This is a genomic window from Cytobacillus sp. FSL K6-0265 (genome assembly GCF_038003465.1).
In the GTDB taxonomy this organism is placed as follows: domain Bacteria; phylum Bacillota; class Bacilli; order Bacillales; family Cytobacillaceae; genus Cytobacillus; species Cytobacillus stercorigallinarum.
The window spans coordinates 1,752,964-1,778,019 of sequence record NZ_JBBOPE010000001.1; the positions used below are offsets into that span (position 1 = coordinate 1,752,964).

Sequence of the window (25,056 nt, forward strand, 5' to 3'; positions counted from 1 at the left end):
ATAAAAAATATCATGATTATGAATGATTGATTGAAAGGTTTAGAATATATGATAAAACGATTAAGAAGAAAACAAGTAAAACAATTCTCAATACCCGCTAAAGGTTGTGAACAATGATGATGGAACAAGTGATATTATTTACAATTATTCTAGGTTTTTTAATTACCGTTCTCATTTCTCCTTTGTTCATACCTTTTCTAAGGAGACTTAAATTTGGTCAAAGCATAAGAGAAGAAGGGCCAAAATCCCACCTGAAGAAAACAGGAACACCTACAATGGGTGGCTTAATGATTTTATTTTCAATCACATTAAGTACACTTATTATGACAGCTAAATTTGAAGGACCGACAAGTACCACCTATTTGCTGTTGCTCGTTACTTTAGGGTTTGGTTTATTAGGGTTCTTAGATGACTTTATAAAAGTAGTCATGAAAAGAAACTTAGGTTTAACTTCATTGCAAAAACTAATTGGACAGATTATTATTTCCATAATATTCTTCATCGTGTTAAAACAAACAGGTTTTAGTACGGAAGTATCGATTCCTTTAACCGATTTTTCCATTGATTTAGGATGGGGCTATGCATTATTTATAATCTTTTGGCTCGTTGGATTTTCAAATGCTGTGAACTTAACAGACGGGTTAGATGGATTGGTTAGTGGGACAGCAGCCATCGCATTTGGAGCATTTGCCGTCCTTGCTTGGAGTCAATCTTTATTTGAAGTATCAGTGTTTTCAGTAGCAGTTGTTGGCGCGCTTCTTGGATTTCTTGTATTCAATGCACATCCAGCGAAAGTGTTTATGGGTGATACAGGATCACTTGCATTGGGTGGAGCCATTGCAGCGATTGCTATTATGACTAAGTTTGAACTGATTTTATTAATCATAGGTTTCGTATTTGTAATTGAAACATTATCAGTGATTATTCAAGTAGCATCATTCAAGACAACTGGTAAACGTGTATTTAAAATGAGTCCACTACATCATCACTACGAGCTTGTAGGGTGGTCAGAGTGGCGCGTAGTTGTGACATTTTGGACAGTAGGCCTACTTTGTGCCATTCTCGGAATCTATGTAGAGGTGTGGATGTAATGAAAACAGTCAATCATTATCATCATAAAAAAATACTCGTGTTAGGCCTTGCTAAAAGTGGTGTCGGAGCGGCATCACTACTACATAAGTTAGGTGCTTTTGTAACCGTAAATGACTATAAACCATTAGATGAAAACCCGGAGGCTCAAAGCTTGTTAGAGCAAGGTATCACTGTGATTTGTGGAAGCCACCCAGTAGCCTTGCTTGATGAAGGGTTTGAATATGTTGTGAAAAACCCTGGCATTCCGTATAGTAATCCTATTGTCCAAGGGGCGATTGATAGAGGGTTGCCGGTTATTACGGAAGTAGAACTTGCTTATCAAATATCCCAAGCGCCATTTGTTGCCATTACTGGTACAAATGGCAAGACAACAACGACAACGCTCATTAATGAAATCTTTCAAGCTGCTCAAAAGTCTTCGCTTATTGCGGGTAACATCGGAAAGGTCTCATCTATCGTTGCGGAAAACGCGAAGAAGGAAGATACAATTATTATTGAGTTGTCTTCTTTTCAATTAATGGGTATTGAAGCATTTCGCCCGAAAATAGCTATTTTAACCAATCTTTATGAAGCTCATATTGATTATCATGGCACAATGAAAGATTATATTAGTGCAAAAGCGAATATCACGAAAAACCAAACGAAGGAAGATTACTTCATAGTAAATGCTGATCAAGAGGCAGTGATGGAAGTAGCTGCTCATTCAAAAGCGACGATCATCCCGTTTTCAACCACAAAAACGTTGGATAAAGGTGGATATGTCAAAGGCGGCATCATTTACTTTAATGAGGAAGCAATTATATCTATAGCTGATATTGTTCTCCCGGGGGCACATAACTTAGAAAATATTCTATCAAGTATCATTGCTGCCAAATTATCCGGTATTGGTAATGAAGCTATCTATCAAGTATTAACGACTTTTCAAGGCGTAGCTCACCGTCTACAGTTCGTTGGTGAAAAGCATAAAAGACGGTTTTATAATGATTCAAAAGCAACAAATATTTTAGCGACAACGAAAGCATTGGCTGCATTTGACCAGTCTATAGTTCTTCTAGCTGGTGGACTTGATCGTGGCAATTCCTTTGATGAGCTTATACCAGCATTAACAAATGTGAAAGCGGTCGTCACTTTCGGAGAGACAGCTGAAAAAATTGCTGCTGCTGCTGCTCATGCGGGGATAAAAAGCATTGTACATGCCAATAATGTGGAAGATGCTGTGCCACTGGCTTTTGACCTTTCAAAAGAAGGAGATATTATCTTACTTTCACCTGCTTGTGCAAGTTGGGATCAATATAAAACTTTTGAAGTAAGAGGAGACATTTTTATAGAAGCGGTGCATAAGCTTAAGTAAAGGGCTTGTCTGCCGGTTCAAATGATTCTATTCTTGAGCTAAGCTTGATTATGTTCGGTAGAGGAAACAGCAAACAGCCCTAAAACTTGGACTTAGAGGTGTGTTGACTTTGCCAACAAAAAAAGCCACTCCAGATATGATATTAATTATTGTTACGCTCATGCTCTTAGCAGTTGGACTAACGATGGTTTATAGTGCCAGTGCCATTTGGGCAGATTACAAGTTTGATGATTCTTTTTTCTTCGCCAAAAGGCAGTTACTATTTGCAATTGTTGGTTTAGTAGCCATGTTCTTTCTTATGAATGTTGATTACTGGACATGGAGAACATGGGCAAAAGTCATTATCATTGTTTGTTTTGTGTTGCTATTATTAGTATTAATACCTGGTATAGGAAATGTTAGAAATGGTTCAAGAAGTTGGATAGGTGTCGGTGCATTCTCTATTCAACCTTCCGAGTTTATGAAACTAGCGATGATTGCCTTTCTCGCTAAGTTTCTTTCCGAAAAACAGAAACTCATTACATCATTTAAGAAGGGGTTAGTTCCTTCATTAGGTCTCGTCTTTCTTGCATTCGGCTTAATCATGTTACAGCCGGATTTAGGCACAGGAACTGTAATGGTGGGGACTTGCATTGTAATGATATTTGTGTCTGGTGCAAGAATTAAACATTTTGCACTTTTAGGTTTAATCGGTATAGGGGGCTTCGTTGCATTAGTGCTTTCTGCTCCTTATCGTATCAAAAGAATTACCTCATTCTTAGACCCGTGGGAGGACCCTTTAGGCAGTGGATTTCAAATTATCCAGTCGCTTTATGCCATTGGTCCAGGGGGACTATTCGGTTTAGGTTTAGGTGAAAGCAGACAGAAATTCTTCTATTTACCTGAACCGCAAACGGATTTTATCTTTGCCATATTATCTGAGGAACTAGGTTTTATAGGGGGCACATTCGTCATTCTACTTTTCGCCCTTCTTTTATGGAGAGGCATTAGAGTAGCGCTTGGTGCACCGGATTTATATGGTAGCTTTTTGGCAGTAGGGATTATCGCCATGGTCGCCATACAAGTAATGATTAATATTGGAGTAGTCACAGGCTTGATGCCAGTAACTGGTATCACTTTGCCATTCCTAAGTTATGGAGGATCTTCATTGACCCTTATGTTAATGGCGATTGGTGTGTTGCTTAATATTAGTCGGTATTCTCGTTATTAGTGAAACCCATTTAGGGTTTCTTTTTTTGCTGATAGGAGAATCGCTAACAAAAAAAGAATATATAGTTAAAGCTTCAATTAAGTGGTATTACTTGGCTTAATTTGTTAATGTAGAACTTTTATTTATTTCAAAAGGGAAAGAGATTTTCCAAATTCATTACATTTGCATGACATTGTAGGTTATCATTTCTTCCTTTCAGTGCAAATATAGTAGAATAGGATAAAGTAAGACTAGTAAACAGTAAGGAAACTAAAAGGAAACTAACAGCTTTGGTTGAGGTGAAAGCATGAAAATTGCATTAAGTGGTGGTGGCACAGGGGGACATATTTATCCTGCGCTTGCCCTAATTCGGGAAATTCAAAAGCAAGATAAAAACGCAGAATTCTTATACATAGGTACAAAAAATGGACTAGAGGCATCGATCGTTCCTCGTGCAAATATACCTTTTCAGTCAATTGAAATTTCAGGATTTAAAAGAAGCTTATCTTTAGATAATGTGAAAACGATTTGGCGGTTTTTAAAAGGTGTTCAAGATAGTAAAAAAATGTTGAAGGAATTTCAGCCTGATGTCGTCATTGGTACAGGTGGTTATGTATGTGGGCCAGTTGTGTACGCTGGTGCCAAGTTGGGGATTCCAACAATCATTCATGAACAAAATAGTGTACCGGGTTTAACTAATAAGTTCCTTAGTAAATATGTCGATAAAGTGGCTGTATGCTTTGATGAAGCTGTGGCGAGCTTCCCTAAAGGAAAAGTAGTCATGACGGGAAATCCGCGAGCAACAGAAGTGCTTGGACAAAATGCCATTAATGGTAAATTATCTGTTGGTCTAGATCCAGCGAAACCATCTGTGTTGATTTTCGGTGGTAGTAGGGGAGCAAGGCCGATTAATGATGCCGTGTTAAAAACGTTTACACAGTTAGCATCCAGGCCATATGAAGTATTATATATCACCGGTGAGGTCCATTATGAAAGTGTAAAGAAAGAGGCCGAATTGGCTGGGAATCCAGATAATATTAAAATTAAGCCTTTTATTCATAATATGCCAGAAGTATTAGCGGGAACGGACCTTGCTGTTACGAGAGCGGGTGCAACAACCCTAGCGGAATTAACGTCATTAGGCATCCCAAGTATATTAATACCAAGCCCATATGTAACGAATAATCATCAAGAAAAGAACGCGAGAGCATTAAGCGACCATGGCGCAGCAGAATTACTCCTAGAAGGAGATTTGAGCGCGAATAAATTAATTGAATCGATTGACCGGATTTTATTAGATGAGGACAAAATTATCGCGATGAAATCTGCTGCGAAGAAGATAGGCGTCCCAGATGCAGCGGATCGGTTATATAATGTAATGAAAAAAATAATGAAAGATAAGCAGTAATGTAGCCCATTCTTATTGACTTTAGCATAATATAGAATACGATACAGAGAGGGCGGATGTTATGAAGAGCATATATAGTGAGTTAAACAGCGCTATCAATGGAACGGTAAAAGAAAAAGAACCACTTGCTTATCATACAACGATGAAAATAGGCGGACCTGCTGATATATTTATCGAACCTAAGACAGTAGAAGATTTGCGTAAAGCGATGAAGATTATTGTCTCACATCAAATTAAATGGACTGTAATAGGAAGAGGCTCTAATTTACTTGTAGCTGATGATGGCATTGAGGGAGTAGTGATTAAGTTCGGTAAAGGTTTTGCCAATCTCGAACGAGAAAAAGAACTTCTTCGGGTCGGTGCAGGGTATCCCCTTGTGGCATTAGCTACCAAAGTGAGTAAACAGGGGTATGCAGGGCTAGAATTTGCAAGTGGTATTCCTGGTTCTGTTGGTGGAGCAGTCTATATGAATGCAGGTGCACATCAATCGGATATCGCAACGATTCTCGAGAAAGCGTATATCCTTTTTCCGAATGGTGATCTGCAATGGTTAACAAACGAAGAAATGAAGTTTTCATATCGAACGTCTATTTTACAAAAAGAACGACCAGGCATTGTGGTTGAAGCCATTTTTCGCTTAGAGCAAGGAGAGAAGGAAGCGATTACTAATAGGATGTTACGTAATAAGGCATATCGTAAAGAAACACAACCATGGGATGCCCCTTGTGCAGGGAGTATTTTTAGAAATCCACTACCACATCATGCTGGTCAGCTGATTGAAGCAGTTGGTTTAAAGGGACATACACTCGGAGGCGCCCAAATCTCGCCATTACACGGGAATTTTATTGTGAATAGTAATCAGGCAACTGCTGAGGATGTTTTGGGGCTAATTCAACATGCAAAGGATACGGTATTAGCAGAAAAGGGAATAGCATTGCAAACAGAAGTTGAAATAATTGGGCGCGAGTAGCGAAAAAGACCATCTTTCATTCCAATTATTGTGATATAATCATTCAATAGAATGATGATAAGCGAATAAAGATTTAGGTATATTATCTCATTATGTTAATATATTAGTTTAATTAACCGAAAATAAGGATATATGCTGTGAGTAACGATGTACGAGGTGATGATACTGGAACAAGGAAAAATAGTATCCATAGAAGATAGAATTCCTAAATTAAAACAACAGAGAAAAAAGAAAGCGAACCGGAGACTCATTTCCCTACTAATTTTCTTTTTATTTCTGATTGCCTTAGTAGTTTATTTCCAGTCACCGTTGAGCAATATAAAAGCAATTAAAGTATCAGGTAATACTGTCTTCAGCAATGAAACGATTGTAGAACAAAGTGGATTAACTGAAGATATGAATATATGGAAAGTTGATGAAGCTGAAATTGAGCAAGTGCTTTTAAAACTACCAGAAATGAAAGAGGTAAAAGTAGCAACTGAGTTTCCAAATACAGTCGTTATTTCGGTTAAAGAACATAAACGAGTAGCTTATATTATGGAAGGTGAGAACTATATACCCGTTCTTGAAAACGGTAAAACTCTCTCCGTAAAAGGTGAAAGTGAGTTCCCAGCCAGTGCACCTATTTTATTTCAATTTTCTGAAGGAAAAGTGTTAGAGAAGATGATTGCGTCTCTTGGTCAATTACCAGAAGAAGTTCGTAATTCAATTTCAGAAATACACGCGTCACCTAAAGAAACAGATAAAGAGGCGATTACGCTTTATATGAATGATGGATATGAAGTAGTCGCTACATTAGCTACCTTTGTCGATAAAATGTCTCATTACCCGGCAATCGTTGCTCAACTTGATCCCGAAGTTAAAGGAATTATTGATTTAGAAGTGGGCTCTTACTTTAAGCCTTATGGCGAAGGGGGAGCTGAGGAGAATGAAAAAGAACAAGAAGAGGAAGTTGAAGAATAACCAGGTTATCTTTTCACTCGTTTTCATTGGATTAGGTTTTCTGATTGCTTATTCCTTTCAATTGGCGAAAGATACGAAAGATGAAAGCAGTATAACGAGTAACCAGTGGGAGAGGGATCAACAATTAAGGCGTGAATTGATTGATTTGGAAGAGAAAAATCTTAACCTTCAACAAGAATTGTACAAGACACAAGATGTTCTACAAGAAATTGAAAAAGAATTTTCTCAAGATGAGCAAGTATATAGTAATCTTGCCGAGGATGTCGATAAATATCGCATGTATTTAGGGAAGGTCAAAGTGAGTGGCCCTGGTGTAAATGTCACTCTCTTAGATGGGGAATACAATCCCAAAGCCGATTCAGCAAATAATTACATCGTACATGAACATCATGTGTTTCAAGTTATTAATGAGTTATACATTGCCGGTGCTTCAGCTGTCGCCATTAATGGTCAGCGCTTAACGCACTCCTCTTATATTGTCTGTAACGGTCCGGTCATTGAAGTGGACGGGAAGCAACACCCAGCCCCATTTGTTATATCTGCAATTGGAGATACGGACGTTCTCACATCGGCATTAAATATTGCTGGCGGCGTTAAAGATTTACTTGTCAATGAAAATATTCAGTTTTCATTAGAGGGTAAATCTGAAATCATAATGGATCCGATAATTGGGAGTTAGCGCTTTTTCTATCATGATAGGAGCAATATTTGGTGGAAAAAGAAGATAGGTGAAAAGATGAACAAAAAGCAATGGGGTTTTACAATAATCACAGTCTTAATTGGTGTCATGCTAGCCGTTCAGTTTAAGACGGTAAAGAATACAGACGTAAGAGATACAAGAGACACATGGCAATTGCGGGAAGATCTGCAAAATGAGGAAGCATTACGACTTGAGTTGCTAAAGGAAATCCGGTCACAAGAAGAGAAAATAGCGCAATATGAAAATAATATAGATGCTAATAAGGAAGAGGTTCTGAGATCAACATTGGATGAGCTCAAAACAGAAGTAGGACTGACAGAAAAATCAGGTCCAGGTTTGATTTTAACGGTACAACCTATCGCTGAGGAGTTGATTATCGGTTCACAAGTAGGGAAAGTTACACCCGATTTATTGAAAAGGTTAGTAAATGAACTCAACCGTTATGGCGCGAAAGAAGTATCCATAGGTGGTCATCGGGTAATCAACTCAACTGTGATAAGAGATATTAATAATATAACGAAAATAGATGGTTATTCTATTCAGACCTTACCGCTAGAATTGAAGGTTATTGTTGAGAATGAAGATGATGCTGAACAAATGTATAAAAGAATGCAAGTTTCAAAATCTATAGAAGATTTTTTTATCGAGAATTTAACACTCGATATACAACTAGCAGAAAATAAGATTACTGTACCAGCCTACAATGAACCAATTCAAATGACTGATATGAAGGAGGCGGACAAGAAAAGCGAAGGAGGACATTCATAGATGTGGCTACCCATCTTAGGTTTACTAATCGGGTTATTTATTGGGTTTATGACAGACTTTCAAATTCCTGATGAATATGCCAATTACTTATCAATCGCTATTCTTGCTGCACTGGATACACTTTTTGGTGGCATTAGAGCCCATTTACAGGATGTGTACAGTGAAAAGATCTTTGTATCAGGATTTTTCTTTAATATTTTACTTGCAGCAGGTCTTGCTTTTCTAGGGGTTCATCTTGGTGTAGACTTATATTTAGCAGCTGTGTTTGCATTTGGTGTGAGGTTATTTCAAAACATCGCTGTTATTCGCAGGATTTTATTAGCAAAGTGGACAAGTAAGAATGAAAATTTAGAAAAAAATTGATTTTAAAAAAGGGAATAGTTTAGTTTTGACGAATAATTTTATTAATATCAAATTTGGTTTATTAGTTTAATATAAAGAGGTTATAGTAATGATAACTGCAAGAATAGGTAACTAAAAAAGTCGACTCGCAAAAAGGGAGGTGCCACAGAATGAACAGCAATGAAATATATGTCAGCCTTGACATCGGTACATCCAGTGTAAAAGTAATCATTGGTGAGATGGTCAATGATTCTTTAAACATTATTGGTGTTGGCAATGTAGCTTCCGAAGGATTAAGAAAGGGCTCCATTGTTGATATAGATGAAACCGTTCATTCTATTAGAAGAGCAATTGAACAAGCTGAAAGAATGATTGGCATGGAGATTAGAAGAGTGATAGTAGGTATCACCGGTAACCATGTTATGCTTCAGCCTTCTCACGGTGTTGTCGCCGTGTCAAGTGAAAATAAGGAAATCTCAGATGAGGATGTAGCGCGTGTTATGGATGCTGCTCAAGTGGTATCAGTGCCACCTGAGAGAGAAATTATTGATGTCATTCCAAGACAATTTATTGTAGATGGATTAGATGAAATCAATGATCCAAGAGGAATGATTGGTGTAAGACTAGAAATGGAAGGTACCATCATTACCGGATCTAAAACTTTATTACATAATACGCTCAGATGCGTTGAACGCGCAGGCCTAGAAATTATGGATATTACCCTTCAGCCGTTAGCAGCAGGTGCTTTCGCCCTATCAAAAGATGAGAAAAACTTAGGTGTGGCTCTTGTTGATATAGGTGGTGGTTCAACAACGATTGCTATCTTTGAAAATGGTGTACTAAAGGATACAAGTGTATTGCCAGTTGGAGGAGAACATATCACGAAAGACTTATCGATTGGTTTACGTACTTCAACTGAAGATGCTGAAAAAATTAAGATAAAACATGGGTATGCTTTTTATGACCACGCTTCAGAGGAAGAGGTATTTAGTGTACCAATTATCGGCAGTGATCAACATCAACAATTTAATCAGCTAGAAATAGCAGATATTATTGAAGCGAGAATGGAAGAAACCTTTGATCTTATTCAACATGAGATTAGAAGGCTAGGTGCATCAGACCTTCCAGGTGGTTATGTTTTATGCGGAGGGGTTGCAAATACGCAAGGGGTATTAGAACTTGCTCAAGTGGTCTTCCAAAATAGAGTAAGAATAGCCGTGCCTGATTATATTGGGGTTAGAGAGCCACAATATTGTACAGCCGTAGGTTTAATACAGTTTGCATATAAAAATGCAAAGATACAAGGAAAGAACATGGAAGCAATTGTCGATCAACCTGAAGCAAATGAAAAAAGAACACAAAAGCAAACACAGCCGAAGAAAAGCACAGAAAAAGAGCCGGAACAAAAAGTGACATCAAGAGTTAAAAAGTTCCTTGGATACTTTTTCGAGTAGCAAAAACAAAACATTGTATTGTAATAGATTAATAGCAAGACAGATTGTCAATTTACAGTAGATGTTAGTCAGCTATTAAACAGTTAATCATCAAGATAAATGAGCGAATCGAAAAAAAGGTGTTCTTAGGAATATCGACGAATTAGGAGGATTTGTCATGTTGGAATTTGATACGAATTTAGATTCATTAGCAACGATAAAAGTAATTGGGGTTGGTGGCGGAGGAAATAACGCCGTTAACCGTATGATTGAGCATGGTGTACAAGGTGTAGAATTTATTGCAGTGAATACAGATGCTCAAGCATTAAACCTATCAAAAGCAGAAGTAAAGATGCAAATTGGTGGTAAATTGACAAGAGGGCTCGGTGCAGGTGCCAATCCAGAAGTAGGAAAAAAGGCAGCTGAGGAAAGTAAAGAGCAAGTTGAAGAAGCTTTAAAAGGTGCAGATATGGTATTTGTTACTGCTGGAATGGGTGGAGGAACAGGTACTGGTGCTGCCCCTGTTATTGCCCAAATCGCACGAGATTTAGGCGCTTTAACTGTAGGTGTTGTGACAAGACCATTTACATTTGAAGGTCGTAAACGCTCTACTCAAGCAGCTGGTGGAATAGCTTCTATGAAAGATGCTGTGGATACATTGATTGTTATCCCTAATGATCGTTTATTAGAAATTGTTGATAAAAGTACACCAATGCTTGAAGCATTCCGTGAAGCAGATAATGTTCTTCGCCAAGGTGTCCAAGGTATTTCAGATTTGATTGCCACACCTGGTTTGATTAACTTGGACTTCGCTGATGTGAAAACAATTATGTCCAATAAAGGTTCTGCACTTATGGGAATCGGTTTAGCTGCAGGCGAAAATCGAGCAGCAGAAGCGGCCAAGAAGGCCATCTCTTCTCCATTATTAGAAAAGTCCATTGATGGTGCGCAAGGGGTTCTAATGAATATTACCGGCGGATCAAACTTAAGCTTGTATGAAGTACAAGAAGCAGCAGATATTGTTGCATCAGCATCAGATCAAGATGTTAATATGATCTTTGGTTCTGTTATCAATGAGGATTTGAAGGATGAGATTGTTGTAACAGTTATCGCGACTGGCTTCAATGAAGAAGTTATTCAAACAAAGCCTTCCAAACCTGCATTTGGACAAAATAAAGGAAACGTTGGCGTAGGATCGCAGGTGCAAAAGCGTGAAACGTATCGTGAACGCGAGAGGGAAGAAGCAGCATCACATGAGCAGCCATCAAGAAATACAGCAAAGGAACATCCAGAAGATACGTTAGATATCCCAACATTTTTAAGAAATCGTAACCGTAGAAGATAAGACAATTTGTATAAAGAAGCTAATGTCCGAAAATGAAGGGCATTGGCTTTTTTGTTTTAAAAGAAGATGATCCCCTCAAAAATTTTTTCTATATTAACGTTAATTAGATAATAACTCCTTAAATTAGTCCATTAAAAGACTTCATCATTTTCGTCATTTCCTATAAATGAGACAGACCGCAAAAAACTGACAAAAAAAGAAAAGAATAGTGAAAATTTCTGCTGTTTTACCAACAGAAAGTGACATCTTTATTTTGGTGAATAGGCTATACTTTTTTTAGCACATCAATAAGACAGCCACCCATAAGAATATACATTGTTAGTTTTAGGAAGGAAGAAGACAGATTGGCCATTTATTTAGATATTATTTGGGCATTAAATTTGTTGTTTGATAGTCTTCTCCTATATTTAACGTCTATTCTTCTGAAAATCGAAGTTAAATTATGGAGAATAGCCACAGGAGGTTTGGTAGGCTCAATAATAATCTTATTATCCGTCACACCGATTCATGCATACTCCAGTCATCCAATAGGTAAGTGGTTATTTTCTATTTTCATGGTCTTTATTGTATTTGGTTTTAGAAGATTAACTTTTTTTTTAAAAGCGTTAAGCACATTTTATGCAGTGACCTTTTTAATCGGTGGAAGTTTAATTGCCGTCCATTATTTTATTCAATTTGATCTAGACCTGACATCCACCGTTATGCTTGCATCCGTAAATGGCTTTGGTGATCCTATTAGCTGGTTATTCGTATTATTAGGATTCCCTATTGCCTGGCATTTTTCAAAGAAAAATTATGATTCTATTGAAATGACAAAGATCAATTATGAGTCAAATGTGAATGTACAAATTCAACTAAAGGGAGAAACTTATGATTTTCAAGGTCTAATAGACAGTGGTAATCAGCTTTATGATCCACTAACAAGAGTACCTGTCATGATTGTATCGATTGACCAGCATAAAGAGTCTTTTCCAGAAGCGATTACAACAATGGCAAAAGATCCGAATGGTGCGATAGAAGGCAGGTGGGAAATCCCGAACGATTGGATGTCAGTTGTCCGAGTGATACCTGCAAAGGTGGTCGGTAGTGATAATCAAATGATACTTGCCCTCAAACCAGAGAAAATTACATTAATCAAAGATAATGAAGTCATTGCAGTGGATAAGGGGCTCATTTCATTTACTATGCAAAAGTTGTCCCCAGAGAATCGCTTTCAATGCATTGTGCATCCAAAAATGTTAACAGGTGCCAAGAAAGTTGGTTAAAACGCATGAGAAATAATCAATCATAGGGAGGAGAAAGAGTGCGTAAACTTAAATTTCGCTTATCATATTATTGGTATAAGCTTTTAATGAAATTAGGTTTAAAAACAGATGAAATATATTATATAGGTGGTAGCGAAGCTCTTCCCCCGCCACTTAGTAAAGAAGAAGAAGCGATATTGTTAAATAAGCTTCCTAAAGGAGATCAAGCAGCACGATCCATTTTAATTGAACGGAATTTACGTTTAGTCGTGTATATCGCTCGCAAGTTCGAAAATACAGGCATTAATATTGAAGACTTAATCAGTATTGGAACAATTGGCTTAATAAAGGCGGTAAATACCTTCAATCCTGAAAAGAAAATTAAACTGGCTACATATGCCTCACGATGTATTGAAAATGAGATATTAATGTATTTACGTAGAAATAACAAGATTCGTTCCGAAGTTTCGTTTGATGAACCACTTAACATTGATTGGGATGGTAATGAATTATTATTATCAGATGTACTAGGCACAGAGGAAGATATTATCACGAAGGATTTAGAAGCAAATGTTGATAAAAAGCTCTTAATTAAAGCACTTCATCAATTATCTGATAGAGAAAAACAAATAATGGAGTTGCGTTTCGGGCTTGGTGAGGATGAGGAAAAAACACAAAAAGATGTTGCCGATATGCTTGGGATTTCTCAATCCTATATTTCAAGATTAGAAAAAAGAATTATTAAACGTTTGAAAAAAGAATTCAATAAAATGGTTTAAAAAAATTTTTTAGTCGTTGAAATATCTGTTAAATAAAGGATATTTCTTTTTTTTACACTTTATGCGCATTTTTCTTGTGCATATTTTTCCTTCTCGCGGAGATACTGATTTTTGTACAGCAGCTCCTGTGAGGAGGGAATGGGATTGACTCGAAATAAAGTAGAAATTTGCGGAGTAGATACATCAAAGCTTCCAGTACTAAAGAACGAAGAAATGAGAGCACTCTTCAAGCAAATGCATAATGGAGATATATCAGCAAGGGAGAGCCTAGTAAATGGGAACCTCCGACTCGTTTTAAGTGTCATTCAACGATTTAATAATAGAGGAGAATTTGTTGATGACTTATTTCAAGTTGGCTGTATCGGTCTTATGAAATCTATTGATAATTTTGATTTAAGCCAAAATGTAAAATTCTCCACTTATGCTGTTCCTATGATTATTGGAGAAATCCGTAGATATTTACGCGATAATAATCCAATAAGGGTATCTCGTTCCTTACGTGATATCGCCTATAAAGCCTTGCAGGTAAGAGAACGCCTAATGAGTAAAACTTCAAAAGAACCAACAGCTGAAGAGATTGCGAAAGAGTTGGATATTCCGCATGAAGAAATTGTTTTCGCCCTTGATGCAATACAAGATCCTGTATCACTTTTTGAGCCTATTTATAATGACGGCGGCGACCCAATCTTTGTAATGGATCAACTCAGTGATGAGAAGAATAAGGATATTCAATGGGTGGAAGAGCTTGCACTGAAAGAAGGCATGAGACGCCTGAATGATCGAGAAAAAATGATATTACGCAAAAGGTTTTTTCAAGGAAAAACACAAATGGAAGTTGCTGAAGAAATTGGTATTTCTCAGGCTCAAGTCTCACGCTTAGAAAAAGCAGCCATTAAACAAATGAATAAAAATATTCAAAGCTAATATGCCAGGAGAGTTTAACACAGACGTGTTAAGCTCTTTTTTATTTGTAATGAAATAGAGGCCCTACCATGAGGAATGATTGATGAAGACGCATGGGAAATAAGCATAATTAGATAAACGCGATTTATAGATAAGAATAAGAACTACACCAGAGAGAAAAATGCGGCTAAATACATACTTGTTTGATAAGATTTTCCAAAGGAAATAGCTTGAGAACCACTTCATTCTCAAATCACCACACCAAATTTAGCTCGGTCTTTTTAATCTTTCTAATCATATATTGTAATAAAAGGAGGCGTTTTAAGATGATGAGAATCTCAAGTTTTCAAATGAAAGATGTGATTAATGTTGCTGATGGTAAGAAATTAGGATTTATTAATGATATTGATATTGATGTTTCAACTGGGAAAATAGACTGTATTTTCATTAGTCAACAAAACAAGATGCTTCCTTTTTTTAATAAGCTGGAGGATATCGTGGTCGAATGGGACGATATTTTAAAAATCGGTGAGGATGTGATTCTTGTCCGTTTTCCTCATCAATATCAATTAGAAGAACCAAAAGAAGAATACAGCAATCGATAGTTATAGCTGTAAACCTTAATCGCAATATGGTAAACTAAAGAAAAAAATGGGGAAAGTGTATGGAGCCATTTCAACGAACGCATGAAAAATATTTAATCATAAAACATTGGTTTGAAAAATATGGACTGATGGCAGGCTTTACAACTAAAAATGATGGGTATAGTGAAAAAGATTACACATCACAAAACTTTGGCTTTCATGTAGGTGACCAACCAGCGCATGTGATCCAAAATCGTATAGCATTAGCGAAAGAATTGCAATTTCCATTAGAACATTGGGTGGGAGCAGAACAAACTCATGGTGTTCATATTGAATATGTTCAAAATAACCAAAGAGGTAGAGGCGCAAAAGAGTATGATACGGCATTTGCTGCTACGGACGCCTTGTATACGGATGAAAATAATATACTATTAACTATGTGTTATGCTGACTGTATTCCACTTTATTTCTTCCATCCCAAGAATCAATATATGGCAGTTGCTCATGCGGGATGGAAAGGAACCGTATTTGGAATCGCTAAAAATGTTTTAACTGCCTTTCATGAAAAAGGAATTCGTCCACAAGAGGTCGAAGTTGTTATAGGCCCAGGTATATGTCGCTCTTGTTATATTGTAGATAATTATGTGCTTAACAAGGTGAACGATGCCTTAGGAGAAATGGCTCCTAGTGTTTATAATGAAATATCTAAAGGTCAATATGAATTAGATTTAAAACGATGTAATCAACTCATATTGCAGAAATATGGTGTTTTACGAGATAATATTCATACAACTGAATTTTGTACAAGCTGTCATGATACCTTGTTTTTTTCCCACCGAAGAGATGAAGGGAAAACGGGTAGAATGATGAGCTTTATTGGTTTGTGTGAGGAGGAATAGCATCTTGAATGTACAAGAGAACTTAAAGAGGATTAAGGAAAATATACAAACTGTTTGTGAAAAAATGAATCGTCCTAGTGATGACGTAAAGATTATCGCAGTGACAAAATATGTATCAACAGAAAGAGCACAGGAGGCAATTGCAGCAGGAGTTAATAACCTAGGGGAAAATCGTGATGAAGGTCTGTTAGAAAAACAAGCCGTCATAAACAATGGGGCTGTTTGGCATTATATTGGGAGCTTACAATCTAGAAAAGTAAAAAATATCATAAATGAAGTGGATTATATACATTCATTAGATCGGATGTCTCTTGCTAAAGAGATTGAAAAGCGTGCGAAAAAATCAATTAAATGCTTTATTCAAGTGAATGTGTCTGGAGAAGATTCAAAGCAAGGGTTATCCAGAGAAGAAGTCATTCCTTTTGTTAAAGCGTTGTCAGATTTTAAACAAATAGAAGTAGTAGGCCTTATGACTATGGCGCCATTGACAAATGATGAGACAGTATTAAGAAACTGTTTTCGAAATTTGAAGTTGCTTCAGCAAGAAGTAGTATCACTTCAATTATCTCATGCACCGTGTATAGAATTATCAATGGGAATGTCCAATGATTATCAAATTGCTATTGAAGAAGGCGCAACAATGGTCCGTATAGGAACGGCTTTAGTTGGAAAAGAAAAGTAAGGAGGTTAGGTGCAGATGAGTATAAAATCAAAGTTTAAATCATATTTCTTTTTAGATGACGAAGAAGACAACTATGAGCCAAGAGAAGATGAGTACGCCAATAGCAGGGATCGTAAAGAGGAACAAGAAACAACCTCTATTCGGACATCGCAAAGGCAGCACGCTGCAACAAAACAAAATGTTGTTAGTTTACAATCTGTTCAAGGACAAGGCGGTCAGCAAAAATCATCTAAAGTTGTTCTTGTTGAGCCACGCGTCTATGCGGAAGCGCAAGAAATTGCTGATCAATTAAAGAATAGAAAAGCAGTGGTTGTTAATCTTCAAAGAATTGATAAAAGCCAAGCAAAGCGCATTGTTGATTTTTTAAGTGGAACGGTGTATGCCATTGGTGGAGATATACAAAAAATTGGAATGGACATCTTTTTATGTACGCCTGAAAATGTTGAAGTATCAGGGAATATTTCGCAAATGATTCAGGAACATGAAGAAGAGAACTCGAGGTGGTAAATTAATTATGGCAACTTTATTTTCGATTATTATTACAGCCGTGGAGATTTATTCATGGGCATTAATCATTTACATACTCATGTCATGGTTCCCAAATGCAAGGGAATCTAGTATTGGGCAAGTTCTAACAAAAATTTGTGAACCCTTTCTAGAACCATTTAGACGTGTTATTCCGCCAATTGGTGGAATGTTAGATATTTCTCCGATTGTGGCTATTTTAGTATTAAATTTAGCAACATCGGGAATTCGACAAATCTTTTTATGGATGATGTAAAAAATACGAGCTAATGCTTAGCTCGTATTTTTGTTTTTTTTTAATAATAGGTTTTCAAAGGAAATTGCAAAACATGCAAATTTAATAAATGATATACTATAACACAACTGTTGTTAAAGGAGTAAGCTCATGTCAAATATATATCAACACTTTCGTCCGGAAGAGAGGGAGTTTATTGATCAAGTGTTAAGTTGGCGACAAACGGTTGAACAATCGTATGCGCCTAAGCTTACTGACTTTCTCGATCCAAGGGAACAAGATATTTTACACACCATCATTGGATCACAAAGTGATGTGTGCGTGCAATTTGAAGGTGGACATAGAAACGCCGAAAGAAAACGTGCGCTAATTTATCCAGATTATTTTGTACCGGAAATGGACGATTTTTGCTTAGAATTATACGAAGTAAATTATCCTCATAAATTCGTATTAATCGAGCATCCACAAGTGCTCGGCAGTCTTATGTCACTCGGATTGAAAAGAAGTAAATTTGGAGATATTTTGTTTGAAGGTCATACGATACAAGTAATTGTTTCTAAGGAAGTATCATCTTATATTTCTATGCAATTAGAATCTGTTGGGAAAGCTTCTGTTAAACTTGAAGAAAAACCATTTTCATCTGTTATTGATGCAAAAGAGCAATGGCAAGAAAAAGTTTTTACAATGTCATCCTTAAGACTTGATACGTTGATTGCATCAATTTATAATTTTTCTAGACAAAAGGCGCAACAACTTATTGCTGCAAAAAAAGTAAAAGTAAATTGGGCAATGAAAGAAAATGTAGCGTTCGATTGCCGTGAAAGTGATACGATTTCTGTTAGAGGCTATGGGCGCTGTAAGGTGATTGCGATAGAAGGAAAAACGAAGAAAGAAAAATGGAAAGTAGTTGTTGGTATACAAAAATAATCTTTTTTAGCTATAATGATTATAGTGTTTTACCGATATAAAATTGAAAGTGTATCGAATTTTATGCAGGAATCTGCAAGAAACTGTCGAATTACATGTTAACAAATACATAATTTGACCAACTGATCTAGGAGGTGGCCTTATGCCATTAACACCGTTAGATATTCATAACAAAGAGTTCAGCAAAGGTTTTCGTGGATATGATGAAGATGAAGTAAATGAGTTTTTAGATCAAGTGATTAAAGACTATGAAATCATTATTCGTGAGAAGAAGGAATTAGAAGAGCGTTTAAACGACTTAAATGAAAGAGTCGGACATTTTAATACGATTGAAGAGACGTTAAATAAGTCGATTGTTGTTGCGCAAGAAGCTGGGGAAGAAGTGAAGCGAAACGCACAGAAAGAGGCAAAGCTAATTATTCGTGAGGCGGAGAAAAACGCTGACAGGATTGTGAATGAATCATTATCTAAAGCAAGGAAGATTGCGCTGGATATAGAAGATTTGAAAAAGCAATCGAAAGTATTTAGAAATCGTTTTAAAATGTTAATCGAAGCCCAATTAGATATGCTACAAAATGATGATTGGGACCACTTAATGGAATATGAGCTAGATACAACAGACTTGAAGTCTACAAAAGAAGAAGAATCTAGGGTATAAGATACTTTAACTTCTGAATTAAACCGACTTGACGAAGTTGTATCCTATCGCATATAATCTAGAAAAAACATGATAAAACGATGACAGGGATAGTAGCATTCTATCTTACTTAAAAGAGTGGATTCCCACTTCAGCGATTCAGGGAAGGTGAAAGCCTGATATTAAGAAGAAGAATTTGAACATCACCCTTGAGTTCCTTACTTGAGCTAAAAAGTTAGAGTAAGGCGTAGACGTTCACGTTACGAATTGATTTTTGAGCGGATAGGGAATTTCTCTATCTACAAGGGTGGTACCGCGGGAATATATAACCTCTCGTCCCTTTTTTTGGGATGAGGGGTTTTTTGTGTTTTCCCCGAGTACCTTATGTATGAGCGCTACTTTGGTCATAATGTTATGTAGTATGTTGAGGAGGAAATGAGCTATGGATTACAAAGATACTTTATTAATGCCTAAAACAGATTTTCCAATGAGAGGAAATTTGCCAAAAAGAGAACCTGAAATGCAAACAGAATGGAATGAACAAGATATTTACGCAAAAGTGCTTGAGCGCACGAAAAATCAGCCATTGTTTATCCTGCACGACGGACCTCCCTATGCGAATGGCGATCTTCATATCGGACATGCGTTAAATAAAGTTTTAAAAGACTTCATTAACCGCTATAAGTCAATGAGTGGTTACCATGCACCATATGTACCTGGTTGGGATACGCATGGATTGCCCATTGAACAAGCATTAACGAATAAAGGTGTAAAACGTAAAGAAATGACGGTAGCAGAATTTCGTAAACTTTGTGAAGAATATGCTTACGGTCAAATCGAGAATCAACGTGAACAATTTATGCGGTTGGGTGTTCGCGGAGATTGGGAAAATCCCTATATTACATTAAAACCTGCCTATGAGGCCCAACAAATCAAAGTTTTTGGTGAGATGGCGAAAAAAGGTTATATCTATAAAGGGAAGAAACCTGTTTACTGGTCTCCATCATCTGAGTCTGCATTAGCAGAAGCTGAGATTGAATATAAAGATAAGCAATCCGCTTCCATTTATGTAGGATTTAAAGTGAAAGACGGTAAAGATGTTTTATCTGAAGACGTACGTATTGTTATTTGGACAACGACGCCTTGGACAATGCCGGCTAACTTAGGTATTTCTGTCCACCCGAAACTAAAGTATGTTGTCGTTGAAGTGGCTAACGAAAAATATTTAGTAGCTGAAGATCTACTAGGGTCTGTAACAGAAGAGATTGGCTGGGAAAATCCTAAGGTCGTTCAAACGATTCAAGGTAGTGAGTTAGAATATGTGACTGCTGAACATCCATTATATGGCCGTGATTCACTTGTTATGCTTGGTGACCATGTAACTACAGACGCTGGTACTGGTTGTGTTCATACGGCTCCAGGACATGGTGAAGACGACTTTTACATTGGCTCTAAATATGGCTTAGATGTATTATGTCCGGTGGATGACAAAGGGGTAATGACAGAAGAAGCACCTGGTTTTGAAGGTCTTTTCTATGATAAGGCCAATAAACCAATCACAGAAAAATTGGAAGAAGTTGGCGCGTTATTGAAGCTTTCTTTTATCAAGCATTCTTATCCACATGATTGGCGCACAAAAAAACCAGTTATTTTCCGTGCAACAGCCCAATGGTTTGCTTCTATTAAAGATTTTAGACAAGAATTATTGCAAGCAATTAATGATACAACATTTACACCGGCATGGGGCGAAACAAGGCTTTATAATATGGTTCGTGATCGTGGTGATTGGTGTATTTCTAGACAGCGTGCATGGGGTGTGCCAATTCCTGTCTTCTATGCAGAAAATGGAGAAGAGATTATTACAGACGAAACAATTGATCATGTATCCCAACTATTTAGAGAGCATGGTTCGAATGTGTGGTTTGAAAAAGAGGCGAAGGAATTATTGCCTGAAGGATTTACTCATCCAGGTAGTCCAAATGGTGTGTTTACAAAAGAAACGGATATTATGGATGTTTGGTTTGATTCCGGCTCTTCGCATCAAGCAGTATTACTTGAGCGTGAAGATTTACAAAGACCAGCAGACCTTTATCTAGAAGGGTCTGACCAGTATAGAGGTTGGTTTAACTCATCATTATCTACAGGTGTCGCTGTAACTGGTAAAGCACCATATAAAGGCATCTTAAGTCACGGCTTTGTTTTAGATGGTGAAGGTAGAAAAATGAGTAAGTCAATTGGTAATGTCATTGTACCTTCAAAAGTGATGAACCAATTAGGTGCAGATATTTTAAGACTTTGGGTTGCATCAGTTGATTACCAAGCAGATGTAAGAGTATCTGATCCAATCTTAAAACAAGTAGCAGAAGTTTACCGTAAAATTAGAAACACTTTCCGCTTCTTATTAGGAAACTTAGCTGATTTCGATCCGGCAGTACATCGTGTCTCTTATGATGAATTACGTGAAGTCGATCAGTTTATGTTAGTAAAGTTAAATAACCTAATCGAAACATCGCTACAAGCTTATGAGAACTATGAATTTGCAGGCATTTACCATGCTGTTAATAATTTCTGTACTTTAGACTTAAGTTCATTCTATCTAGATTTTGCGAAAGATGTTCTGTACATTGAAGCGCAAGATCAACATGATCGTCGTGCGATTCAAACAGTGCTTTATGATAGCTTAGTTGCCCTTACTAAGCTTGTATCACCGATTCTTTCTCATACTGCTGATGAAGTATGGCGTCACATTCCAAGTGTGGAAGAGATGAGTGTTCAATTGACAGATATGCCGACAGTACAAACTTTTGCTAATGCGGAAGAATTAACGACAAAATGGACAGCTTTCATGAAATTAAGAAATCATGTCCTAAAAGCGCTAGAAGAAGCACGAAATGAAAAAGTGATCGGTAAATCATTGACAGCAAAAGTAACGTTGTATGTTGATAACGAAACCAATTCCTTACTTGATTCTATTTCAGAAAGCTTACCACAACTATTTATCGTTTCTGCATTTGAAGTGGCAGGCAGCTTAGAGCAAGCACCAAATGAAGCGCATAAATTTGACAATGTAGCAATCATGGTTTCTAAAGCTGAAGGTGAAACATGTGAACGTTGTTGGACAGTCACTCCAGATGTTGGGGAAGTAGAAGAATTTTCAACCCTTTGCCCACGTTGTGCTACTGTCGTGAAAGAAAACTATAGCGATTTGAACTAAATTTAGTATTAGCCTAATCAAGGCCCGAACTATTCGTTCGGGTCTTTTTCTGTTTTCTTTTCATGATTATATAAGAAGGGTGAATGAAGTTAGAAATCAAGGAGAATTCTAAAAAAGATTTGCTATAAAAACGATCATAATTTTAATGAAAAGTTGTTAACAAATATTGAAGTGAATAATTTTATCATGTCTCAACCTTTTCCTCTTTGAGTGAAACTAATAAAATTTTCCTCAACCTGTAAAACTTGTTCAGCTTGTAAAATCTTTAGAGGCGTTCAAAATTAGCCAGTTGCTCATAATAACTTTATGAACAATCTTGAAGGATGAAGGGGGATTTTTTTGAACAATCAACCACATGTTATTCCACTAATTGAAGAGCTTCGTAATACGAGACAAGAGTTACTGGAGAGGTTAATGCAAAGTAATCTTCACCCCTTTATAAATGAAATGATATTAGATGAATTATATGATGTTGAAAAGGCGATAGAGAAGTATGAAAATGGCCAATTTGGCACATGTGAAATTTCTGGTGAGTTTTTGCCAGAAGATTTATTAACATTAATCCCTACGCTACAAACAATGGACGATTGTCAGTCTCTTAAAAGGTTCTATCGTAAAGCCCTTTATGATTAAAACAATCGCCTTAAAGAGCAATGCTACCGTTTTTTATGGGTTTATGCTAAAATGCAAAGGTATACAAATGAATATTGGAGGTTGCCTTTGTGTTTTTCTACATAATCGCTTTATTGATTATTGCTTTTGATCAATGGACTAAATGGTTAATTGTCAAGAATTTTACGCTTGGTGAAAGTATGACTGTCATTGAAGATTTTCTGTATATTACTTCCCATCGGAACACAGGTGCAGCCTGGGGAATATTAGAAGGTCAAATGTGGTTTTTTTATTTGATTACTGTTATTGTCATCATCGGAATCATTTATTATATGCAAACACATGCGAAGGGAAAATGGCTTCTTCAGCTTTCATTAGCACTAATATTAGGTGGTGCAATTGGAAACTTTATTGATCGTCTTTGGCGAAAAGAAGTGGTTGATTTTATTCATACATTCCCGTTCGGATATAACTTCCCGATATTTAATGTTGCGGACTCCTCTCTATGTATAGGTGTCGTGCTGTTATTAATACAGATGATACGAGAGGAAAGAGAAGTGAAAAAGGAGAAAGCAAATGAGCAAAGTGGAACATAATATCACCGAAAATCAAGCGGGTGATCGTATTGATAAGGTGCTGGCTAATCTGAATGCAGAATGGTCAAGAACACAAGTGCAAGAATGGATAAAAGCAGGACATGTGCTTGTCAATGGTAATAAAGTAAAAACAAATTATAAGGTAGTAAATGAAGACCAGCTTGATATAATTATTCCTGATCCAGAGCCATTAGATGTAGTTGCTGAGGAAATGGACTTGGATATTTATTATGAAGATAGTGATGTTTTAGTAGTCAATAAACCGAGGGGAATGGTTGTGCACCCTGCGGTTGGGCATGGAACAGGTACATTGGTAAACGGCTTACTAGCACATTGTAAAGACTTATCAGGTATAAATGGGGTCATGAGACCAGGTATTGTCCACAGAATTGATAAGGATACATCCGGCCTGCTTATGGTGGCTAAAAATGATCTCGCCCATGAGAATTTAGTAGAGCAACTTGTGAATAAAACGGTGACAAGAAAATATAAAGCGGTTGTGCACGGCGTATTAAATCATGATCATGGTACAATTGATGCACCTATCGGGAGAGACACGAAAGATCGCCAAAGTATGACGGTTGTTGATAATGGCAAACATGCTGTTACGCATTTCAATGTTATCGAGCGCTTTAAAGATTTTACTTTGATAGAATGTCAGCTTGAGACGGGAAGAACGCATCAAATACGTGTTCATATGAAATATATTGGCTTTCCATTAGCTGGAGATCCGAAATATGGGCCGCGAAAAACAGTTGAGTTCGGCGGACAAGTGCTTCATGCAGGGGTGTTAGGGTTCAATCATCCAAGAACAGGTGAGTACCTAGAATTTACCGCACCATTGCCAGCTGATTTCAAACAGCTCATTGCTATGTTGGAAAAATAATTGTTGACAAGTAAGTTGAAGTGTTATAAGATGAATTCAGTTAAATAAGTCCTTTAAAAGCAGTCCCGTGAGGCTGGGAAGGAAACGGTATGAACATGCGGTTGCTGTATGTTCAAATAAAGTACGATCGTTTACCCTCTCTCCTTTAGGTGAGAGGGTTTTTTAGTATAAAATGAGGTGAAAAAGATGTCACAAAAAGCCATTGTACTGGACGAACAAGCGATAAGAAGAGCACTAACAAGAATAGCTCATGAAATGATTGAAAAGAATAAGGGCATTGAGGATTGTGTGCTTATTGGAATTAAGACAAGAGGGATTTATATTGCTAATCGCCTAGCAAAGCGAATAGAAGAAATTGAAGGTGCCAAAGTAGCGGTTGGTGAAATCGATATTACTCTCTATAGAGATGACTTATCAAAGAAGACAGATAATCAAGAACCGCTCGTTAAGGGGTCAAATATCCCGATTGATATTAACGATAAGAAAGTGATTGTCATTGATGATGTCCTTTATACAGGAAGAACAGTAAGAGCAGCATTAGATGCTTTAATTGATTTAGGTAGACCTTCAGCTATCCAGTTAGGTGTGCTTGTAGATCGTGGTCATAGAGAATTACCGATTAGAGCTGATTATGTTGGGAAAAACATTCCGACTTCAAGTTCTGAAAAAATAGTTGTCGAACTAAATGAAATTGATCAAACAGATCAAGTGAGTATCTTTGAAAAATAAAATGAGCCCTTTTTAAATGCAGTCCAGAGAGGCTGACAAAGGG

General features: G+C 37.0%; 26 protein-coding genes and 1 other annotated feature. All 26 genes read left to right on the forward strand.

Features of this window, described 5'->3' with window-relative positions:
• Window positions 1–116: 116 nt before the first annotated feature.
• The 26 genes from mraY (at window position 117) to pyrR (ending at window position 25,013) form a co-directional block, all read left to right on the forward strand.
• On the forward strand, window positions 117–1,091 hold the full coding sequence (gene mraY / locus MHH73_RS09075) for a phospho-N-acetylmuramoyl-pentapeptide-transferase (protein ID WP_191812690.1): 975 nt from the start codon (window positions 117–119) through the stop codon (window positions 1,089–1,091).
• Complete coding sequence (gene murD, locus MHH73_RS09080; protein WP_341066285.1) at window positions 1,091–2,443, forward strand: UDP-N-acetylmuramoyl-L-alanine--D-glutamate ligase; 1,353 nt, start codon at window positions 1,091–1,093, stop codon at window positions 2,441–2,443. The genes mraY and murD overlap by 1 nt, the downstream gene beginning before the upstream one ends.
• A gap of 109 nt (window positions 2,444–2,552) precedes the next feature.
• Window positions 2,553–3,653, forward strand: a complete 1,101-nt coding sequence (gene spoVE / locus MHH73_RS09085) for a stage V sporulation protein E (RefSeq protein WP_191812386.1) — start codon at window positions 2,553–2,555, stop codon at window positions 3,651–3,653.
• Between the two features lie 286 nt (window positions 3,654–3,939).
• Complete coding sequence (gene murG / locus MHH73_RS09090) at window positions 3,940–5,040, forward strand: undecaprenyldiphospho-muramoylpentapeptide beta-N-acetylglucosaminyltransferase (RefSeq protein WP_341066289.1); 1,101 nt, start codon at window positions 3,940–3,942, stop codon at window positions 5,038–5,040.
• Window positions 5,041–5,101: 61 nt separating this feature from the next.
• Window positions 5,102–6,010, forward strand: coding sequence for a UDP-N-acetylmuramate dehydrogenase (gene murB, locus MHH73_RS09095; RefSeq protein WP_191812381.1), 909 nt, complete (start codon window positions 5,102–5,104; stop codon window positions 6,008–6,010).
• Window positions 6,011–6,169: 159 nt separating this feature from the next.
• Complete coding sequence (locus MHH73_RS09100) at window positions 6,170–6,973, forward strand: cell division protein FtsQ/DivIB (protein ID WP_341066293.1); 804 nt, start codon at window positions 6,170–6,172, stop codon at window positions 6,971–6,973.
• Window positions 6,939–7,652, forward strand: coding sequence for a DUF881 domain-containing protein (locus MHH73_RS09105; protein WP_341066295.1), 714 nt, complete (start codon window positions 6,939–6,941; stop codon window positions 7,650–7,652). The genes MHH73_RS09100 and MHH73_RS09105 overlap by 35 nt, the downstream gene beginning before the upstream one ends.
• Window positions 7,653–7,709: 57 nt before the next feature.
• The gene (locus tag MHH73_RS09110) at window positions 7,710–8,441 is read left to right on the forward strand and encodes a DUF881 domain-containing protein (protein WP_341066297.1); all 732 of its coding nucleotides are present in this window, start codon (window positions 7,710–7,712) and stop codon (window positions 8,439–8,441) included.
• The gene (locus tag MHH73_RS09115; protein WP_191812375.1) at window positions 8,442–8,804 is read left to right on the forward strand and encodes a small basic family protein; all 363 of its coding nucleotides are present in this window, start codon (window positions 8,442–8,444) and stop codon (window positions 8,802–8,804) included. It abuts the gene before it with no gap.
• Between the two features lie 149 nt (window positions 8,805–8,953).
• Window positions 8,954–10,237: a cell division protein FtsA gene (gene ftsA / locus MHH73_RS09120; RefSeq protein WP_191812374.1), complete on the forward strand. Its 1,284-nt coding sequence runs from the start codon at window positions 8,954–8,956 to the stop codon at window positions 10,235–10,237.
• 157 nt (window positions 10,238–10,394) lie between these two features.
• Window positions 10,395–11,561 (forward strand): cell division protein FtsZ, encoded by a 1,167-nt coding sequence (gene ftsZ / locus MHH73_RS09125; RefSeq protein ID WP_341066301.1) that lies wholly within the window; start codon window positions 10,395–10,397, stop codon window positions 11,559–11,561.
• A gap of 344 nt (window positions 11,562–11,905) precedes the next feature.
• The gene (spoIIGA, locus tag MHH73_RS09130) at window positions 11,906–12,826 is read left to right on the forward strand and encodes a sigma-E processing peptidase SpoIIGA (protein WP_191812372.1); all 921 of its coding nucleotides are present in this window, start codon (window positions 11,906–11,908) and stop codon (window positions 12,824–12,826) included.
• Between the two features lie 38 nt (window positions 12,827–12,864).
• Window positions 12,865–13,584: an RNA polymerase sporulation sigma factor SigE gene (sigE, locus tag MHH73_RS09135; protein ID WP_095369607.1), complete on the forward strand. Its 720-nt coding sequence runs from the start codon at window positions 12,865–12,867 to the stop codon at window positions 13,582–13,584.
• A 144-nt stretch (window positions 13,585–13,728) separates the two neighbouring features.
• Window positions 13,729–14,508: an RNA polymerase sporulation sigma factor SigG gene (sigG, locus tag MHH73_RS09140; protein ID WP_191812371.1), complete on the forward strand. Its 780-nt coding sequence runs from the start codon at window positions 13,729–13,731 to the stop codon at window positions 14,506–14,508.
• Window positions 14,509–14,813: 305 nt separating this feature from the next.
• Window positions 14,814–15,092 carry a YlmC/YmxH family sporulation protein gene (locus MHH73_RS09145; protein ID WP_191812370.1) on the forward strand — a complete coding sequence of 93 codons (279 nt, stop codon included), beginning with the start codon at window positions 14,814–14,816 and terminating at the stop codon, window positions 15,090–15,092.
• A gap of 59 nt (window positions 15,093–15,151) precedes the next feature.
• Window positions 15,152–15,970 (forward strand): peptidoglycan editing factor PgeF, encoded by an 819-nt coding sequence (gene pgeF / locus MHH73_RS09150; protein ID WP_191812369.1) that lies wholly within the window; start codon window positions 15,152–15,154, stop codon window positions 15,968–15,970.
• A gap of 4 nt (window positions 15,971–15,974) precedes the next feature.
• Window positions 15,975–16,652: a YggS family pyridoxal phosphate-dependent enzyme gene (locus MHH73_RS09155; RefSeq protein WP_191812367.1), complete on the forward strand. Its 678-nt coding sequence runs from the start codon at window positions 15,975–15,977 to the stop codon at window positions 16,650–16,652.
• A gap of 15 nt (window positions 16,653–16,667) precedes the next feature.
• Entirely contained in the window at window positions 16,668–17,159 is a 492-nt protein-coding gene (locus tag MHH73_RS09160) for a cell division protein SepF (protein ID WP_191812365.1), read from the forward strand.
• Window positions 17,160–17,166: 7 nt separating this feature from the next.
• Window positions 17,167–17,433: a YggT family protein gene (locus tag MHH73_RS09165; protein WP_191812363.1), complete on the forward strand. Its 267-nt coding sequence runs from the start codon at window positions 17,167–17,169 to the stop codon at window positions 17,431–17,433.
• 129 nt (window positions 17,434–17,562) lie between these two features.
• Entirely contained in the window at window positions 17,563–18,339 is a 777-nt protein-coding gene (locus MHH73_RS09170; protein WP_191812361.1) for a YlmH family RNA-binding protein, read from the forward strand.
• A gap of 142 nt (window positions 18,340–18,481) precedes the next feature.
• Window positions 18,482–18,997 (forward strand): DivIVA domain-containing protein, encoded by a 516-nt coding sequence (locus MHH73_RS09175; protein ID WP_191812359.1) that lies wholly within the window; start codon window positions 18,482–18,484, stop codon window positions 18,995–18,997.
• 71 nt (window positions 18,998–19,068) lie between these two features.
• Window positions 19,069–19,320 (forward strand) — a binding site (T-box leader).
• Window positions 19,321–19,418: 98 nt separating this feature from the next.
• A complete protein-coding gene (gene ileS / locus MHH73_RS09180; protein ID WP_341066311.1) occupies window positions 19,419–22,190 on the forward strand; it encodes an isoleucine--tRNA ligase in 2,772 nt (923 codons plus the stop codon).
• A 339-nt stretch (window positions 22,191–22,529) separates the two neighbouring features.
• On the forward strand, window positions 22,530–22,823 hold the full coding sequence (locus tag MHH73_RS09185; protein ID WP_225230473.1) for a hypothetical protein: 294 nt from the start codon (window positions 22,530–22,532) through the stop codon (window positions 22,821–22,823).
• Window positions 22,824–22,912: 89 nt separating this feature from the next.
• On the forward strand, window positions 22,913–23,398 hold the full coding sequence (gene lspA / locus MHH73_RS09190) for a signal peptidase II (protein ID WP_191812354.1): 486 nt from the start codon (window positions 22,913–22,915) through the stop codon (window positions 23,396–23,398).
• Complete coding sequence (locus MHH73_RS09195) at window positions 23,379–24,284, forward strand: RluA family pseudouridine synthase (protein WP_191812352.1); 906 nt, start codon at window positions 23,379–23,381, stop codon at window positions 24,282–24,284. The genes lspA and MHH73_RS09195 overlap by 20 nt, the downstream gene beginning before the upstream one ends.
• A gap of 186 nt (window positions 24,285–24,470) precedes the next feature.
• Entirely contained in the window at window positions 24,471–25,013 is a 543-nt protein-coding gene (pyrR, locus tag MHH73_RS09200; RefSeq protein ID WP_191812350.1) for a bifunctional pyr operon transcriptional regulator/uracil phosphoribosyltransferase PyrR, read from the forward strand.
• The last annotated feature ends 43 nt before the right edge of the window (window positions 25,014–25,056 follow it).

What these genes read in the sequence shown, in the direction of transcription:
- murD (WP_341066285.1), top strand. Translation starts at nt 1,091, where the DNA reads ATGAAAACAGTCAATCATTATCATCATAAAAAAATACTCGTGTTAGGC.
- mraY (WP_191812690.1), top strand. Translation starts at nt 117, where the DNA reads ATGATGGAACAAGTGATATTATTTACAATTATTCTAGGTTTTTTAATT.
- MHH73_RS09160 (WP_191812365.1), top strand. Translation starts at nt 16,668, where the DNA reads ATGAGTATAAAATCAAAGTTTAAATCATATTTCTTTTTAGATGACGAA.
- pyrR (WP_191812350.1), top strand. Translation starts at nt 24,471, where the DNA reads ATGTCACAAAAAGCCATTGTACTGGACGAACAAGCGATAAGAAGAGCA.
- murG (WP_341066289.1), top strand. Translation starts at nt 3,940, where the DNA reads ATGAAAATTGCATTAAGTGGTGGTGGCACAGGGGGACATATTTATCCT.
- ftsZ (WP_341066301.1), top strand. Translation starts at nt 10,395, where the DNA reads ATGTTGGAATTTGATACGAATTTAGATTCATTAGCAACGATAAAAGTA.
- ileS (WP_341066311.1), top strand. Translation starts at nt 19,419, where the DNA reads ATGGATTACAAAGATACTTTATTAATGCCTAAAACAGATTTTCCAATG.
- MHH73_RS09105 (WP_341066295.1), top strand. Translation starts at nt 6,939, where the DNA reads ATGAAAAAGAACAAGAAGAGGAAGTTGAAGAATAACCAGGTTATCTTT.
- MHH73_RS09145 (WP_191812370.1), top strand. Translation starts at nt 14,814, where the DNA reads ATGATGAGAATCTCAAGTTTTCAAATGAAAGATGTGATTAATGTTGCT.
- MHH73_RS09115 (WP_191812375.1), top strand. Translation starts at nt 8,442, where the DNA reads ATGTGGCTACCCATCTTAGGTTTACTAATCGGGTTATTTATTGGGTTT.
- MHH73_RS09165 (WP_191812363.1), top strand. Translation starts at nt 17,167, where the DNA reads ATGGCAACTTTATTTTCGATTATTATTACAGCCGTGGAGATTTATTCA.
- ftsA (WP_191812374.1), top strand. Translation starts at nt 8,954, where the DNA reads ATGAACAGCAATGAAATATATGTCAGCCTTGACATCGGTACATCCAGT.
- murB (WP_191812381.1), top strand. Translation starts at nt 5,102, where the DNA reads ATGAAGAGCATATATAGTGAGTTAAACAGCGCTATCAATGGAACGGTA.
- MHH73_RS09110 (WP_341066297.1), top strand. Translation starts at nt 7,710, where the DNA reads ATGAACAAAAAGCAATGGGGTTTTACAATAATCACAGTCTTAATTGGT.
- pgeF (WP_191812369.1), top strand. Translation starts at nt 15,152, where the DNA reads ATGGAGCCATTTCAACGAACGCATGAAAAATATTTAATCATAAAACAT.
- MHH73_RS09170 (WP_191812361.1), top strand. Translation starts at nt 17,563, where the DNA reads ATGTCAAATATATATCAACACTTTCGTCCGGAAGAGAGGGAGTTTATT.
- MHH73_RS09175 (WP_191812359.1), top strand. Translation starts at nt 18,482, where the DNA reads ATGCCATTAACACCGTTAGATATTCATAACAAAGAGTTCAGCAAAGGT.
- MHH73_RS09100 (WP_341066293.1), top strand. Translation starts at nt 6,170, where the DNA reads ATGATACTGGAACAAGGAAAAATAGTATCCATAGAAGATAGAATTCCT.
- MHH73_RS09195 (WP_191812352.1), top strand. Translation starts at nt 23,379, where the DNA reads ATGAGCAAAGTGGAACATAATATCACCGAAAATCAAGCGGGTGATCGT.